We start from the raw sequence: 13,712 nt of genomic DNA on the forward strand, positions 1-13,712 counted from the left end.
ATCCTGGTGCGTCCAACCCCGGGCGCGCGCGAGGAGGCATCGGCCGGGAGGTGGTCGCCCTGCGCACCGCGGAGCGTCTCACCCCGCTGGTCGGGGAACCCGCCGCCCTCGGGCGGCGCCCGTGGCTGCGCCGTGCCGTCTTCGCCTGCCTCATGGCGGTGGCCGTCGTCGCGGGTCACGCTGCCCAGTTCGCCGGCACGGTGCCGGTGCTGTCGCCCGTGCCCGCCGTGGCCGTGCTCTGGTTGGCGGGATCGCCCGGGCGCCGCGCGCGGGCGCTCGACGCCTGCCTGCTCGTCGCCGTCACGTCGCTCGTGATGCTCGTCACCGGCGCACCACCGGCGGGCGTTCCCCTGCTGGCCGCCGCCATCACCGCGCACGGGCTCGCCAGCGCCTGGGCGTACCGCGCGCTGCGGCCGGCGGGGCTGGAGCTGCACGCCCCCCGCGACCTTCTGGTCCTCGCCGTGGGCACCGCGGTCGGCGCGGCCGTCTCCGTGCCCGTCGCCCTGCTCGCCTTCGCCGGCGTGCCCGATCGGCTGAGCCCGGTGTCGGGTGCGCAGTGGCTGCTGCACGGTGCCGTCAGCGCCTTCATCGTCCTGGCCGCCGCCCTGCGGATCGGCGGTGGTCCCGCCGGCGAGCACCGGCACGCCTCGGCGCTCGAGCGCTGCGGCATCGTGCTGAGTTCCGCGCTGACGTACGCGCTCGCGTTCTGGGTGGTGCCCGGGTTCGCGATCATCTCCTGCCTGCTCCCCGTCGCCGTCTGGGCCGCGCTGCGCGAGAGCCTGCGCGCCGTGACGGTCCACCTCGTCGTCGTCTGCGCCGCCGTGGTCGTCGCCGTCCGGGCGGGGTACGACCCGTGGGCCGCTCTCCCGGCCCCCCTGCAGGTGGTGGCCGCCGAGGTCTACCTGGGGGTGATGGCCCTGATCACGCTCGTCCTGGCCCTCTACCGGGCCGAGAGCGAGCGCAGCGCGCGGCGCGTGCGCGAGCAGGCCGACCTGCTGGCGGCGGTGTTCGCCTCCACCAGCGACGCGGTCACCGTGCTGGACGCCCGCGGGGACGCGGTGCTGCGCAACCCGGCGGCCGCTGCCCTGTTCGGCGACGTGGGCATCCCCGGGATGGCCGCCCCGGAGTCCGGGTACGGCTTCTTCCGCCCCGACGGCACGCGGGTCGAGCGCGAGGACCTGCCGGTGGTGCGGGCCCTGGGCGGGGTGCCCGTCGACGGCGTCGAGGGGCGTCTGGTGACGCCGGCCCACCCGGCCGGTCGCCTCGTCAGCGTCAGCGCCCGCCCGCTGGCCGTGGCCCCGGGGGCGTCATGGAGCGGCGGGGCCGTCGCGGCCCTGCGCGACGTCACCGAGGTGCGCGCGGCGACCGACGAGGTGGCCCGCGCCCACGACCTGTTCGCGAGCGTCCTGGACGCCGCGACCGAGCACGCGATCGTGGCCTGCGACCCGCACGGCGCCATCACCGTGTTCAACGAGGGCGCCGAGCGCGTCCTCGGCTGGACGGAGCCGGAGGTGCTGGGGCGCGGCGTGCTGGAGCTGTACGACTCGGCCAGCCTGCAGCAGGTCGCGGACCAGCTGCGGATGCGCGGCCCCGCGGACTTCTTCACGGGCGATCTCGGCGGGCGGCCGGTGACCTTCCGTGCCCGCTACCGCCGCCGCGACGGCAGCCTGGTGCCGGTGAGCGTGACCTGCGCCGCCATGACGGACGACGGCCGCGTCACGGGCTACACCACCCTGGCCACCGACATCACGGCCCAGCTGGCGGCCGAGCAGCGCCTGGAGGAGTCCGAGGCGCTGTTCCGCGCCGCGTTCGACCGCAACCCCGTGGGCATCGTGCTCGCCGGGATCGAGGACGGCGGGCCGGGCCGGGTCCTGCGCACCAACCGCTCGGTGCGCCGGTTCTCGGGGCACCCGCAGGAGTCGCTGCTCGGCCTGTCCCTGACCGACCTCGTCGAGCCCGCCGGGGGCGGGCGGTTCCGCGACGCGCTCGCGGCGGTGGTCTCGGGCGCGGTGCCCGAGACGACCCTGGACGCGGCGTTCACCCACGCCGAGGGCGGCGCGGTCGTCGGCGAGGTGACCGCGACGTTGCTGCGCCCGCGCGACGGCGAGCCGCTGCTGCTGTGCCTGCTCGAGGACGTCACCGAACGCCGGGCCGGCGAGGAGCGCCTCGTCCACCAGGCGCTGCACGACGCCTTGACCGGCCTGCCGAACCGGACGCTGCTGCAGGACCGGCTGGAGGGGGCCATCACCTCCGCGGCCCGCGTCGGCGGGGGCCTCGGCGTGCTCTACCTGGACCTCGACGGGTTCAAGGCCGTGAACGACACCGCCGGTCACGAGGCCGGTGACGCGCTGCTGCGCCGGGTCGCGCACCTGCTGCTCACCTGCGTGCGCCCGGGCGACACGGTCGCGCGCCTGGGCGGCGACGAGTTCGCGGTCGTCTGCCCCGGACCGGTGCGGGAGGCGGACCTGGTGGCCGTCGGCGAGCGCGTCCTGGACCGGCTGCGCTCCCCGGTCCGGCTGCAGGTCACGGGCGCGACCCTGGACGCCGTGGTCGGCGCGAGCATCGGCGTGAGCACCGGTGACGGGACGTCCGCGGTGCCCGCGCTGCTGCACGAGGCGGACGCGGCCATGTACGCGGCCAAGCGCGCCGGCGGGGGGCGGGTGCACGTGCACGGCCGTGCGCGGGGGCGCGCGGGTGAACCGGTGGCTGCCGCGGACGTCGGCCGCGTCGACAGCAGGTGACATCGGTACCCAGCGGCTGTGGCCTGGGTCACAGGCGTCTCGTGGAGATCCTGTGACCTGGTTGGGTCGAGGTCATGACGACGTCCCCCCGCCGCCAGCGCCCCACCCTGCCCGCCACCTTGACCTCCGCCACCCTCGCCGCCGCCGCGCTGACCGCCGCGGCGCTGTGCGGCGCCGCCCCCGCCTCCGCGCACGAGCTCCTCCCCGCCGCCCCCGCCCCCCTCGAACCGGGCGTGCAGCTCGTCCTGGACCGCACCAACGCCGCCCGCGCCGACGCCGGGTGCGCTCCGCTGGCCGTGGCCGAGGCCATGACCGACACCGCCACCGGCCACAGCGCCGAGATGGCCGCCACCGGCCGCATGACCCACGTCGGCGCCGACGGCAGCACCCCCCGGGTCCGCCTGGCCGCGCACGGCGTGCAGCCGTGGCGCACCGCCGAGAACGTCGCGCACGGCTACGACGCGGCCTCCGTCGTCGAGGCCTGGCTGGCCAGCCCCGGGCACCGCGCGAACATCCTCGACTGCCGCCTGACGCTCGTCGGGATCGCCGAGGCCCCCGGCGCCACCGGGCCCTACTGGACGCAGGTCTTCGCCGGCTTCTGAGCAGCTCCTGAGCCGCCCGGGCCGCTCCCCCCGAGGTCCCAGCGGCACCAGCGGCACCGCCGGCACCACCCGTTCCAGCCACCCGCCCCGCCCGGGGCGCGCGACGGGCTCCAGCGCGCGCCCCGGGCCCACCCGCGGCATCCTGCGGGAGCGGGAAGCGCCCGGGGAACCGGGCGCGGACGGGGTGCGTCGGACCGGAGGCGCATCGAGCGCAGCAGCCGGGGAGGACGCCGTCGTGTCGGGAGCACCGTGGCAGGACCACGCCGCCGCGCAGCTCACCACCCGTGCCCTGCAGGGGCTCTGCGCCGTCCTGGGTGTCGTCCTGGTCGTCCTCGTGGCGCTGCTGGCGCTGCGCACCCTCGGCGGCACCGGGCAGCCGGCCCTCGGCGCGGACGTCGTGGGCGTCTCCGCCCCGGGCGCGGGCCCCGGGACCCCCACCCCGACCGCCACGGTCCCCGCAGGCTCCGGCGCCGCCCTCGTGGGGGAGCGGGCCGCGGCCGACGAGCGGGCCCTGGCGACGCTGCGGGAGCTGCGCCGGCAGGGCCTGGCCGAGCACCCGCCCCAGGGGCAGTGGGTCGCCCAGCTCGCCGCCAAGAGCGTCGGCACCACCGACCCGGTGCAGACCGCCGCCAACGGCAGCAGCACCTTCTACGCCACCGACATCCTCGAGCAGACCCGGCGGATCGCCTCCCGGACCGCCGGGGGCGACGTCTTCGTGCTGGCCAGCACGGACTTCGCCCCCGGCACCGTCGACGCCCGCGGCAACCCCTACTGGACGACGTTCGCCACCGGGCCGTTCGCCGACGCGGACGACGTGCGCACCTGGTGCGACAGCGTCTTCGCCTCCACCCCCGCGGACGAGCGCACCAACGTCTGCTTCCCCGAGCGGCTGCTCCCGCCGTCCTGACCGGCGCCCTCGCGGCAGCCCTCGGGAGCGCCGGGGCGGGGGTCAGAGGCTGAGGCTGGGGTGCAGCTCGGCCACCGTCCAGGTGCGCCGGCGGTGGCAGGCCAGGGCCGTGAGCGCCAGCCCCAGCGCCCCGAAACCGGCCAGCGCCGCCACGTCCAGCCACACCGCGCCGGACGGGCCGGCGCTGACGAGGTGGCGCAGCCCGTCGGTGGCGTAGGTCATCGGCAGGTACGGGTGGATCGCGCGGAAGAACGCCGGGGAGGTCTCCACCGGGTAGGTGCCGCCCGCGGCGGTCAGCTGCAGGACCAGCAGCACGAGGGCCGCGAGGCGACCCACCCCGCCCAGCAGGGCGTTCAGCGCCTGGTGCAGAGCGGTGAAGGACACCGCCACCAGCGCCGTGAACACCACCGTCGCCAGCGGCGAGGGGGACTCGACGCCGACGGCGATCAGCAGCACCGCCACCAGCACCACCGCCTGCAGCACGCCGAGCACCGCACCCGGCAGCAGCCCGGCCACCGCGGTGCGCACCGAGCCGGCCGTGGAGGCCAGCGCCCGGGCCGACACCGCCCGCAGCACCATGTACGTCACCATGCCGCCCACCCACAGCGAGACCGGCACGAACAGCGGCGCGAGCCCGTCGCTGTAGTGGGCGACCGCGTGGGCGCGCACCCGCTCGGCCTCGACCGGGGCGGCGACGACGCCGGCGCGCTGGGCGGCGTCCGCCTCGTCGTGGGCGGGGACCCCCGCCCGCCCGTCGGCCAGCTGCCCGGCCAGGGTGCCCGCGCCCTCGGCCAGCTGCCCGGTGCCGGCGGCCAGGTCCCCGGCGCCCGTGCGCGCCTGCGACGCGCCGCTCAGCAGGGCGCCCGCGCCGTCGTCGACCCGCGCCGCGCCGACGGCGAGCTGCTCGACGCCGTCCGCTGCGGAGCGCGCACCGGCGGCCACCCGCCCGGTCCCGCCGGCCAGCGCCGCGGCGCCGTCGGCGGCGCCCGCGACGCCCTGCTGCAGGGCGGGGGCGGCTCCGGCCAGCGCCGCGGCGCCGCCGGCGACGGACGCGGCCCCCGCCGACAGCTGCTGCGCGCCGGCGGCGAGGGCGTCGACCTGCTCCTCGACCCGCCGGGCGGTGCCCGCCAGGTCGGTGGCGGCCAGGGCGTCGCGCAGCTCCTGCAGGCGCCGCGCAGCCTCGGCCAGCTCGGCGTCCCCCGGGTTCGCCGCCGCCAGGTCCCGGGCCCGCTCCACGAGCCGGTCGAGGGCGGGCAGCGCCTCCTCGGCGGTGGAGCCCAGCTCACCGAGGCCGTCGGCGGCCTCGGCGGCCCGCGCGGTGGCCCCGGCGACCTGCGCGGCCCCGGCGGCGACGTCCTGCGCCCCGTCGGCCAGCCGGCCGGTCCGCGCGGGCAGCTCCGCGGTGGCGGTGCGCAGCTCCTCCAGCCCGACGCTCAGCGCCCCGGCGCCCGAGGCGGTCTCACCGGCACCGGTGGCGAGGGCCGCGGTGCCGTCGGCGAGGTCGCCCGCACCCGTGCGCAGCGCCCCGGTGCCGTCGACCAGCTCGGCGGCACCGGAGCTCAGGTCCCCCAGCCCCACGACGAGCCGGTCGGCCCCGTCGCCGGCCTCGCGCGCACCCGCGGCGAGCTGCTCGGCGCCCTCGGCGGCCTCGCCGAGGGAGTCGTGGATCGAGCGGAACGCGACGTAGACGTTCTCCAGGTGGTCCTGCGTGGCGCCGGTGGCGACCCGGGTGCGGATCGAGGTCGCCACGGTGTTCGCGACCTGGCCGATGACGTAGTTCTCGGAGTCGTCGGTGGTCACGCTGAGGCGCGCCTGCTGCGGGTCGTCGCCGCCGGCGGAGGCGAGCGCGGCGGAGAAGCCCTCCGGCACCCGCAGGACGGCGGCGTAGGTGCCGTCCTGCAGACCCCGCTCGGCCTGGGCCTCGGTGGCCTCCTCCCACGTGAAGCCGGCGTCCGCGCCGGGGCCGGTGAGGGTCCGCACCAGGTCGGCCCCCGCGTCCAGGGTGCGTTCGGCGCCGTCGGCGCCGGCGACCCCCACCGCCTCGTCGGCGTCGACCACCGCGGCCCGCAGGTTCCCCAGCTCACCGACCGGGTCGTGGTTGGCGGACAGGTACAGCCCGCCGTACACCAGCGGCACCAGCACGACGGTGAGCAGCGCCAGGCGGGTGATGACGGCGCGGCGGAACCGGGCCAGCTCCAGGCCGGGCAGGGAGAAGCGGGGCGGGCGTGCGCGTCGCGGGGCGGGCATCAGGCGTCCTGGAGGTCGAGGAGGAGGGTGTCGGCGTCGGCGCCTCGGGGCAGGTCGGGGTCGTCGGTGCAGCTGGCGACGACGGTGAGGGGTTCGGTGGAGGTGCGCCGCAGGACGGTCAGGGCCTGCCACGCCCGGCGGCGGTCCTCGACGCGGCGCAGGGAGTCCACGTCGTCCACGACGAGCACGTCGGGGCGCCCCACGAGGGCCAGCACGACGCCCAGCGCCGTGCGCTCCAGCGGGTCGACGTCGCTGACGAACTCACGCCGGTGCAGGGGCGGCACGGCACCGCCCGATCCGCCCGTCCCGGCCAGGGTGCGCTCGACGCGGTCCAGCAGGTCGTCGACCTGCGCGCGCCCGGTCCACGGGCGCCACCACGGCTGGTGCAGCACGAGGCGCTCGGCGACGTGCTGCTCGACGGTGAGGGCGTCGTCGAGGTCGTTGACGCCGCGCACCTCGCCCAGGGCGACGCGGCGGCGCACGGCGCCGGCCCGCGCGGGCAGGTCGTGGCCCAGGACGCGCAGGGAGCCGCGGGTGGGGCGCATCCGCCCGGCGAGGGTGAGCAGCAGCGACGTCTTGCCGCTGCCGGTGCGGCCGCGCACCACGAGCATCGAGCCGACGGGCAGGTCCACGTCCACGCCGGTGAAGACGTCGCGGCCACCGCTGCGCAGGGACAGGTCCCGGGCGCGCACGGCCAGCTCCACGTGGCGGCCGCTCACCGCGCACCCGCGGGCAGGGGGGCGGAGAACGCCTCCAGCACGGCCGTGAGCAGGCGCACCTCGAAGCCGCGGCCGGGCCCACCGGCCGCGGCGCCGGGAGCGGTGGCGCCCTCGTGCGCGGCGAGGACGGCGCGGGCCACCTCGGCCGCCGGGGCGGTGGCGGTGCGCCCGGCGCGGGTGAGGCCCTCGGCCAGCAGCGGTGCGAGCTGCGTCAGCAGCTCCTCGCGCGCGGTGGTGAGCACCTGCGCGGCGGCGGGGTTGCGCAGCGCCTGCGCCGAGAACTCCGCCCGCACGGCGAGCCACTGGCGGTCCACGGGGAGCAGGTCCAGCACGCGGGCGACGAGGTCGGGCAGGCCGGTGGGCTCTCCGGTGCGGGGCAGGCGCGCGCGGACGTGCCCCAGGACGCGGCCGGCCTGCTGCGCGAACAGGGCCGCGACCACCTCGTCCATGCTGGCGAAGTTGGAGTAGAAGGCGCCGCGGGTGAAGCCGGCGCGCTCGCAGACGCCCTCGACGCTGCTGCGGGCCAGGCCCTGCTCGGCGAGCAGCTCCAGGGCCGCGGCCAGCAGGCGGGTGCGGGTCTGCTCGCGGCGCCGGGTGGTGCGGGGGCCCCGGGGGCGTGCGGGGTGCGCCGGCGGGTGCGCGGGGGCGGTGGTCACGGGCGGAGCGTACGCCCCTCTCGATGCATTCCGTATCGGATGCGGAGTGGATCGCCGCGGCTCCGCCCGATGTGGCCGGACCACTCCCGCGGGCTGCTTAGGCTGGCCGGGGGGTTGCGCGGCGCAGGCCGCGCGCAGCGAGCGGGGGATGAGCACGTGCACGATCGGCAGGACCGGCCGGCGCAGCAGGACGCGGTGGGACGCCGCAGGCGCAGTCCCCGCGGGCGCACCCGTCTCCTCGTCGGCCTCGGTGCCGGCGCCGCCGTCCTCGCCGGGGGCTACAGCGCCGCCGCGCTCGTCGCAGGCGGCCAGGCCCCGCGCGGCACCACGGTCCTGGGCGCCGACGTCGGCGGCATGGACCGCTCCGCGATCGAGCGGGCCCTCGCCGACCCCGCCGCCGCGGTGGCGGCCCGGCCCGTCGCCGTGCGCGTGACCAGCCCCACCGGCGACGTCGACGGCACCGTCGACCCCGCCGCCGCCGGGCTCGCCGTCGACGTGCCCGCCACCGCCCGCGCCCTCACCGGCCCCGCGTGGGACCCCCGCGAGCTGTGGCACCACCTGGCCGGCGGCGGCGAGGAGCAGCCCGTCACCGACGTCGACCGCGCCGCGCTGCGCACCGGTCTGCAACCCCTCGCCGAGGCCGTCGAGCAGCCCCCCGTGGAGGGTGCCGTCACCTTCGAGGTGCGCCCCGGCGCGGACGGCGCGCCCGCCGCCGTCGAGCCCGTCCCCACCGACCCCGCCCCCGGCCGGGCGCTGGACGCCGAGCGCGCCGCGGACGCCGTCGCCGGCGTCTGGCCCGCCGACGAGCCCGTCGAGGTCGCCGCGCGCGTCGTGCGCCCCGCGCTGAACGGCGAGGACGTCACCACCGCCCTGGAGCAGGTCGCCCGCCCCGCCGTCGCCGGGGACCTCGTCGTCGCCGGCGGCGGGCGCGAGGTCGTCCTCGCCCCGCCCGCCTTCGCCCCCGCGCTGGCCGTGCGCGCCGTCGACGGCCGGGCCGGGCTGGTCGCCGACGGCGCCGCGCTGGAGGCCGCCGTCCTGGCCGCCGACCCCGCCTTCGAGACCGCGCCGCAGGACGCCCGCATCGAGGTCACCGACGCCGTGCCGAGCGTGGTGCCGGCCGTCGAGGGCGCCGACGTGCCGCCCGACGCGCTGGCCGCGGCGGTCGTCGCGGCGCTCACGGCACCGCCGGCGCAGACGCCGTCGGGTTCGCCGTCGGCGACGGCGACCCCCGCCGCGCCCGCGCCGCCCACCCGTCGCGCCGAGGTGACGCTCGTGCCCGCGCCGCCCGCGCTGGGCACCGAGGAGCTGGCCGGCCTGGGGATCGTCGAGCAGATCTCCACCTTCACCACGAACCTCACCTCCGACCGCGACCGCACCGAGAACATCCGCATCGCCGCGGCCGCCGTGGACGGGACCCTGCTGCGGCCGGGGGAGGAGTTCTCCATGAACGACACCGTCGGCGAACGCACCCCCGCCCGCGGCTACAACCGCGCCGGCGTCATCTCCAACGGCCGCCTGGTCGAGGGCTACGGCGGCGGCGTCTCCCAGCTGTCCACCACGCTGTTCAACGCGGTGTTCTTCGCCGGCCTGGACGAGATCGAGCACAAGCCGCACTCGTTCTACATCTCCCGCTACCCCGAGGGGCGCGAGGCGACGATCGACTGGCGCAGCATCGACAACCGCTTCCGCAACGACTCCGGGCACGGCGTCTACATCACCGCCGGCATCAGCGGGAACCAGCTCACCGTGTCGATGTACGGCACCAAGCGCTGGGACGTGCGCGCGGAGAAGAGCCCGCGCCGCAACATCCGCACCCCGCGCACGATCTACGACACGAGCTCGGACTGCTCCCCGCAGTCGTCGAACACGGGTTTCGACGTCACGGTCACGCGCGTCATGACCCCCGTGGGGGGTGGTGCGGAGCAGCGCGAGAGCTGGACGACCACGTACAACGCGCAGAACCGCGTGGTGTGCGGGCCCGACCCGGCGACGGTGCGGCCCAGCCCGACCCCCACGCCCAGCGGCACGACGTCCACCACCGCCCCCACCACTGCGCCCACCGCCGCGCCCCCTGCCCCGCCCGCGTCCCCGGCGGGGTAGGGGCCCGCCGGCACCGACCTGGCCGCGCGGCTGCCGGCCGCCGACGCGGCGACGGACGAGTTCAGGAGCAGCGGCGCGCAGCCCGCTCCGCTGCTCAGCCGGCGTCGCCGAACAGCGGTTCCAGCACCGCGCGGGCCGCGGCCACGTCCCAGCCGCGGGAGGCCACCCAGGTGTCGTCGCCGTAGGTGTCCAGGTAGCGCGCGCCGCCGTCGCAGACGAGGGTGACGACGCTGCCGCTCTCGCCCGCGCGGCGCATCCCGTCCACCAGCCGCAGCGCGAGCGCGAGGTTCGTGCCGGTGGAGGGGCCCGCGCTGACACCGAGGCGCTCGTGCAGCAACCGGGTCGCGGCCACCGACTCCGCGTCGGGGACGGTGGCGACGAGGTCGATGACCGACGGCACGAACGACGGTTCCACGCGGGGCCGCCCGATCCCCTCGATCGCCGACCCGGGGGCGGTGACGTCGCGGGAGCCGGTGCGCCACGCCTCGGCGAACGCCGAGCCCTCGGGGTCGGCGACGGCCAGGCGGGTGCGCCGGCGCGTGTGGCGGCAGTACCGCCCGATCGTGGCGCTGGTGCCGCCGGTGCCGGCACCCACCACGATCCACTCCGGTTCGGGATTCTCCTCCATCGCCATCTGCTCGAAGATCGAGGAGGCGATGTTGTTGTTGCCGCGCCAGTCGGTGACGGTGGAGGCCATCGCGAACTGGTCCAGGTAGTGCCACCCGGGCCGCGCGCCCAGCTCCTCGGCCACGGCGTACACCTCGCCGGGGTGGTCCACCAGGTGCAGGCGCCCGCCGTGGCGGCGGATCAGCTCCAGCTTGGCGGCGGCCGTGGTGCGCGGCACGACGGCGAGGAACTCCAGGCCCAGCATCCGCGCGAAGTACGCCTCGGAGACCGCGGTGGACCCGCTGGAGGCCTCCACGAGCGTCGTGCCCGGGCCGATGTCGCCGTTGGCCAGGCCGAACAGGAACAGCGAGCGCGCCAGGCGGTGCTTCAGCGACCCGGTCGGGTGGACGGACTCGTCCTTGAGGTAGAGCTGCACGCCCCACTCCGGCGGCAGGGGCAGCACCCGCAGGTGCGTGTCGGCGCTCCGGTTGCCGTCGGCCTCCACCAGGCGCACCGCCCGGTGCACCCACGCCCGTGCCCCGCCCCGGGCGGTGCCGCTGGCCCGGGCGGTCACCGCTGCCCGTCCCCGTGGCCGTCCGCGCCGGGGGTGACGGGGTGGGCCGCGGCCCCCGCCCGGGCGGTGAGCTCGGCCAGGTCCGCGTCGTCGGTGGAGCGCCCCGGCGCGTCGATGGCGAGCAGGACGTTCGTGAGCATCCCGCGGGCGACGAAGGCGGTGGCCGCCTCGGGGTCGCCGAGGCGGTCGCGGACCGTGCGGTAGACGTCCGCCACCGCCGAGCGCGCCAGCGCCCCGATGGCCGGGTCGGAGCCGGCGGCGAAGCCGTGCATGAGGACCAGCAGGTCGTCACCGTCCCGCACGAGGTCCAGGTGGGCCCGGCCGAGCGCGTCGTCCGGCGCCTCGTCGGCGGGGGCGGCGCGGAAGGCGTCGACGGTCCGCTGCGCGGCCCGGCTGAACAGCGCCTCGAACAGCGCTCCCTTGCCGCCGAAGGCGCGCACCACGTACGGCTGGGAGACGCCGGCGGCCCGTGCGATCGCGTCGGTGCTCGTCCCGGCGAAACCCCTGCGGGCCACGACACCCGCTGCGGCGTCGAGGATCTGCTCCCGGCGGCCCTCCCGGGACATCCGCCGGGCCGGCGCGGTGGCCCGTGGTTCCTCCAGCACCGGCGCAAGGTATCACTCGATGCTCCGCGCCCCGCCGGGGTCGTCGGCGGGGCCGCGGCCGATGCCCGGCGCGGTGTCGTCCGGTGCGCCCGGGACGACCGTCGCCACCGGGTCCACCGCGTGGGCCGGGTGTCAGTCGTCCGAGGGGACCGGCCACAGGTCCAGGTCCACCCCGATGCCCGGCAGGGCGCGGTCCAGCTCCTCGCGCAGCTGCTCGCCCTCGCTGGCGTACCGGTGGCACGAGCCCGGCGAGTCCCACCCGCACAGGTCGGCCGGGTGGTGCTCGTCGAAGTACTCCTGCCAGCGCAGCAGGCGGGTGCGCAGCGACTCGTCGAGGCCGAGGTGGTCCAGGTGGGCGGTGGACAGCACGAACGCGCCCACGTCGGCGGGCGCCCACACGGGGGTCGGTGCCTGGTAGTCGCTCATCAGCCGCAAGCGCTCGAACACGCAGTCGAGGGTAGATGCCTCCCGGGGGTGGTCTCGACCACTGAGCGTGGTCCGCTGGTCGCCCCGTGGCCACCTGCCGGTCGCGCGGCGTCCACTAGCGTCGCGGGCGACCGCCCGTCGACGTGTGGAGGGACCCGTGCAGGAGACCGTGCAGCAGGCCGTCGTGCAGCAGGCCGTCGTTCAGGACGTCGGGGAACGCGTCGTGGAGGACCGCCGCGCCCCCGGGCCGCACGGCGACGTGGACGTGCGCGTCCACGTCCCGCGCGGCGCACCGGTCTCGGCGCTGGTGTGGGCCCACGGCGGCGCGTTCGCCCGGGGCGACCTCGACATGCCCGAGTCGGACGCGGTGGCGCGCTCGCTGCAGCGCGCCGGGCACCTCGTCGTGACCGTCGGGTACCGGCTGGCCGGCGACGGCACCCGCTACCCCGTGCCCTCCGACGACGTCCTGGCGGCGTGGCGCTGGGGCCGGGGCCTGGCCGCCGCCTCCGGCGTGCCGGCCACCCGCACGTTCCTCGGCGGCGCCAGCGCCGGCGGGAACCTGGCGGCAGGCGCCGTCCTGCGGCTGCTGGAGGCGGGGGAGGAGCTGCCCGCCGGGGTGGTGCTGGCATACCCCACCCTGCACGCCGTCCCGCCGGCCGCCTCCCCGGCGGCGCTGCGGGCCCTGGGGACCCTCCCCGAGGGCGAGGAGCGCTGGGGCCCGGACGCCGTGCGGGAGATGTACGCCGGCTACGTCGGCGGTGACCCGGCGGGTGCCCCGGCCGCGGTGACGCCCGGCACCGCGCCGCTGGAGGGGTTCCCGCCGGCGCTGGTGCTGGTCAGCGAGGTGGACGGCCTGCGCGGGTCGGCGGAGGACTTCGCGGCCCGGCTGGTGGCCGCGCAGGTGCCGGTGGCGTGCGTGCTGGAGCCCGGCACCCGCCACGGCCACCTGAACCGGCCCGGGGAGCCGGGCTTCGGCGCGAGCGTGCGCCGCGTCGACGCCTGGCTGCGGGCGGCGCCCGACCTCGCCGGTCCCGCCTGAGGCGGCCCTCGTCCCCCGCCTCGGCGGTGGTCGAGGAAGTCGCGGCTCCCTCGACCACCGCGGACCACCGCGGACCACCGCGGGGGTCGGGGGTGGGCCGGAGGGGTGAGGTGGGTGCGCCGGAGGTGCGGTCGGCGGCAGTGCGGTGCTACCCACGAGGGGTGGAACGCCGGAACCTCCTCCTGCGGGCGCTGCTGCGCGGCGCCTGGGCCGGTGGCGGCCTGAGCGCCGTCGCGGTCGCGACCGCGTGGGCGGTCGCCGTCCTGCGCCGGGTCGACGGCCCGGTGCACGCCCTGGACGCCGTGCCGCTGCTGCTCGCGCCGGCCGGGGTGGCGCTCGGTGCCGCGCTCGGCGCGGTCACCGGCCTGGCAGCCGCGGTGGTCCTGCTCGCGCTGGCGCGCGGGCACCTGCGCGTGCACCCCTCACGGGTGGTGCTGGCCGCCCTCGTCGCCCGCGGCCCGCGGCGGCGCCCCGTGCGCTGAGGCCCGCC

At 78.0% G+C, this 13,712-nt stretch carries 12 protein-coding genes; 6 read left to right on the forward strand and 6 right to left on the reverse strand.

Annotated features, from left to right (window positions below; translation table 11 throughout):
• Positions 1-50: 50 nt before the first annotated feature.
• The 3 genes from ACRYR8_RS06385 to ACRYR8_RS06395 all read left to right on the forward strand — a co-directional run bounded on the left by ACRYR8_RS06385 (position 51) and on the right by ACRYR8_RS06395 (position 4,250).
• A complete protein-coding gene (locus ACRYR8_RS06385; protein ID WP_432483305.1) occupies positions 51-2,741 on the forward strand; it encodes a diguanylate cyclase domain-containing protein in 2,691 nt (896 codons plus the stop codon).
• Between the two features lie 74 nt (positions 2,742-2,815).
• Positions 2,816-3,343: a CAP domain-containing protein gene (locus ACRYR8_RS06390; protein ID WP_432483307.1), complete on the forward strand. Its 528-nt coding sequence runs from the start codon at positions 2,816-2,818 to the stop codon at positions 3,341-3,343.
• Between the two features lie 235 nt (positions 3,344-3,578).
• Positions 3,579-4,250, forward strand: coding sequence for a hypothetical protein (locus tag ACRYR8_RS06395; protein WP_432483309.1), 672 nt, complete (start codon positions 3,579-3,581; stop codon positions 4,248-4,250).
• 42 nt (positions 4,251-4,292) lie between these two features.
• Here ACRYR8_RS06395 and ACRYR8_RS06400 read toward each other — a convergent pair whose 3' ends face one another.
• The 3 genes from ACRYR8_RS06400 to ACRYR8_RS06410 are packed head-to-tail and all read right to left on the reverse strand — an operon-like array spanning position 4,293 to position 7,872.
• The gene (locus ACRYR8_RS06400; RefSeq protein ID WP_432483311.1) at positions 4,293-6,497 is read right to left on the reverse strand and encodes a YhgE/Pip family protein; all 2,205 of its coding nucleotides are present in this window, start codon (positions 6,495-6,497) and stop codon (positions 4,293-4,295) included.
• Positions 6,497-7,216 (reverse strand): ABC transporter ATP-binding protein, encoded by a 720-nt coding sequence (locus ACRYR8_RS06405; protein ID WP_432483313.1) that lies wholly within the window; start codon positions 7,214-7,216, stop codon positions 6,497-6,499. The genes ACRYR8_RS06400 and ACRYR8_RS06405 overlap by 1 nt, the downstream gene beginning before the upstream one ends.
• Positions 7,213-7,872: a TetR/AcrR family transcriptional regulator gene (locus ACRYR8_RS06410; protein ID WP_432483315.1), complete on the reverse strand. Its 660-nt coding sequence runs from the start codon at positions 7,870-7,872 to the stop codon at positions 7,213-7,215. Before ACRYR8_RS06410 ends, ACRYR8_RS06405 begins: the two co-directional genes overlap by 4 nt.
• Positions 7,873-8,028: 156 nt before the next feature.
• On the opposite strand from ACRYR8_RS06410, the gene ACRYR8_RS06415 reads away from it, so the two are divergent.
• Positions 8,029-9,972 (forward strand): VanW family protein, encoded by a 1,944-nt coding sequence (locus tag ACRYR8_RS06415; RefSeq protein ID WP_432483317.1) that lies wholly within the window; start codon positions 8,029-8,031, stop codon positions 9,970-9,972.
• Positions 9,973-10,066: 94 nt separating this feature from the next.
• On the opposite strand, the gene ACRYR8_RS06420 is transcribed toward ACRYR8_RS06415, so the two are convergent.
• The 3 genes from ACRYR8_RS06420 to ACRYR8_RS06430 all read right to left on the reverse strand — a co-directional run bounded on the left by ACRYR8_RS06420 (position 10,067) and on the right by ACRYR8_RS06430 (position 12,204).
• On the reverse strand, positions 10,067-11,152 hold the full coding sequence (locus ACRYR8_RS06420) for a PLP-dependent cysteine synthase family protein (RefSeq protein ID WP_432483319.1): 1,086 nt from the start codon (positions 11,150-11,152) through the stop codon (positions 10,067-10,069).
• Entirely contained in the window at positions 11,149-11,757 is a 609-nt protein-coding gene (locus tag ACRYR8_RS06425; protein WP_432483321.1) for a TetR/AcrR family transcriptional regulator, read from the reverse strand. Before ACRYR8_RS06425 ends, ACRYR8_RS06420 begins: the two co-directional genes overlap by 4 nt.
• 132 nt (positions 11,758-11,889) lie before the next feature.
• The gene (locus ACRYR8_RS06430) at positions 11,890-12,204 is read right to left on the reverse strand and encodes an immunity protein CdiI family protein (RefSeq protein WP_432483323.1); all 315 of its coding nucleotides are present in this window, start codon (positions 12,202-12,204) and stop codon (positions 11,890-11,892) included.
• 136 nt (positions 12,205-12,340) lie between these two features.
• Here ACRYR8_RS06430 and ACRYR8_RS06435 point away from each other — a divergent pair, with 136 nt between their 5' ends.
• Both ACRYR8_RS06435 and ACRYR8_RS06440 read left to right on the forward strand, forming a co-directional pair.
• Positions 12,341-13,222: an alpha/beta hydrolase gene (locus tag ACRYR8_RS06435; RefSeq protein WP_432483325.1), complete on the forward strand. Its 882-nt coding sequence runs from the start codon at positions 12,341-12,343 to the stop codon at positions 13,220-13,222.
• Between the two features lie 161 nt (positions 13,223-13,383).
• Positions 13,384-13,704 (forward strand): hypothetical protein, encoded by a 321-nt coding sequence (locus tag ACRYR8_RS06440; RefSeq protein WP_432483327.1) that lies wholly within the window; start codon positions 13,384-13,386, stop codon positions 13,702-13,704.
• Positions 13,705-13,712 lie beyond the last annotated feature (8 nt).

Source organism: Kineococcus esterisolvens, from assembly GCF_050871405.1.
Taxonomy (GTDB): domain Bacteria; phylum Actinomycetota; class Actinomycetes; order Actinomycetales; family Kineococcaceae; genus Kineococcus.